Consider the following 1252-nt stretch of genomic DNA (forward strand, 5'->3'; position numbering starts at 1 on the left):
ACCGTAAGCTTCCGGTCTTGAATGGTTCCTGGACGAACCCTTAAACTGATCAATATAAGCTACTTGCCACTTGGGTTTGTTGGCGGATTTCCCAAGTGAAAATTATACTATGATTAATTAGAGAATTTTATTTTTTGGTAGGCGCCGAGGACCGGTCCACGCCTTGAAAGTTAAACTGCCCTCTCACTCAATAATGCTTCAGCTATTTGCTTGTTTAGTTGCGCGATTTTTATGTTGCCAGAGGCGTGTGCAACAACAGTTGTGCCGGTAATAAGGCTTAGAAACTGTGGGAGAACGACTTCTGCCTTGTCAGGTTCCACGAGTTGGGACAAGCGCGTTTTAATGAAATTTTCCCACTCATCGAAGTGCAAGCCTACTTTTGCACGCAAAATTTTCGATGCGTCATCATTGAAATCATTTAGACCACGAGCAAATGCGCAGCCTCTGAAGTCCTGCTCTGAAAACCAATACTCGAGAAAATCAAAAATCGCCAACAGCTCGGCTTTTGGGTCGCCGCCAGCTCGCGTGGCGTATTTGTTCAAGTTCGTAAATCGAAGCCAATGCCAAAAATCCAAATAGGCAGCGATAAGATCAGCCTTCGAGGGGAAGTAGTTATAGAAGGTTCTCTTCGATACACCGCTCTCAGCAATGATGCGATCAATTCCGATTGTGTGTACGCCACGTTCATTAAAAAGGATGATCGCTGTCTTTAAGATACGATCGCGTGGCTTGAGAGACGCGGTTTCCTCAAAACGGAGGTCTTTGAAACCTGAAGCAATATTTTTCATAAAAATTCTCCAGCATCAATCGTAGTGCTTGGCACACAGATCTGTCTACTTTTTTCTTGAGGTGGTAGACAGATCTGTGTACTTTTGACCGGCTGGTTCAGCCCAGTCACAAAATTCTCAAAAGCACTGGAGACAGAAAATGCCCAACTTCAATGATTTCTCGTTCAAAGCACAGCCCTGGTACAACGAGTCGGAGTTCCGCCCGCTCTTCGCCAAGGCAGTGAGCCTCAATACTATCGTCATCCATTGCTTCGATCCGCGTGCGTCGGAAATTCCGGCCGTTGTCGCCAAGCATTTCGGTGAGGTCTACCCGGGCGAGAACGTTCTCGATGAGGCTGGTAACAGGGTTGGGCATACCACCACCTTGTTCCCCGTATCAGTCGCCGGTGGTCGGGCTGTTGCAGGCGTGCAGTCTATCGCTACTATGGTCCATCTCTTCGGTATCGAAAGAGTAGTGGTCGTAC

Annotated in this window: 1 protein-coding gene and 1 pseudogene; one reads left to right on the forward strand and one right to left on the reverse strand. The window is 47.4% G+C overall.

Annotated elements, in window-relative coordinates; translation table 11 throughout:
* Positions 1-170 precede the first annotated feature (170 nt).
* Entirely contained in the window at positions 171-788 is a 618-nt protein-coding gene (locus ACXRVY_RS29895; RefSeq protein ID WP_223458890.1) for a TetR/AcrR family transcriptional regulator, read from the reverse strand.
* Positions 789-927: 139 nt separating this feature from the next.
* Here ACXRVY_RS29895 and ACXRVY_RS29900 point away from each other — a divergent pair.
* Positions 928-1252: pseudogene (locus tag ACXRVY_RS29900) on the forward strand (carbonic anhydrase); the annotation flags it as partial.

This window comes from Pseudomonas sp. P5_A2_2, from assembly GCF_054177685.1.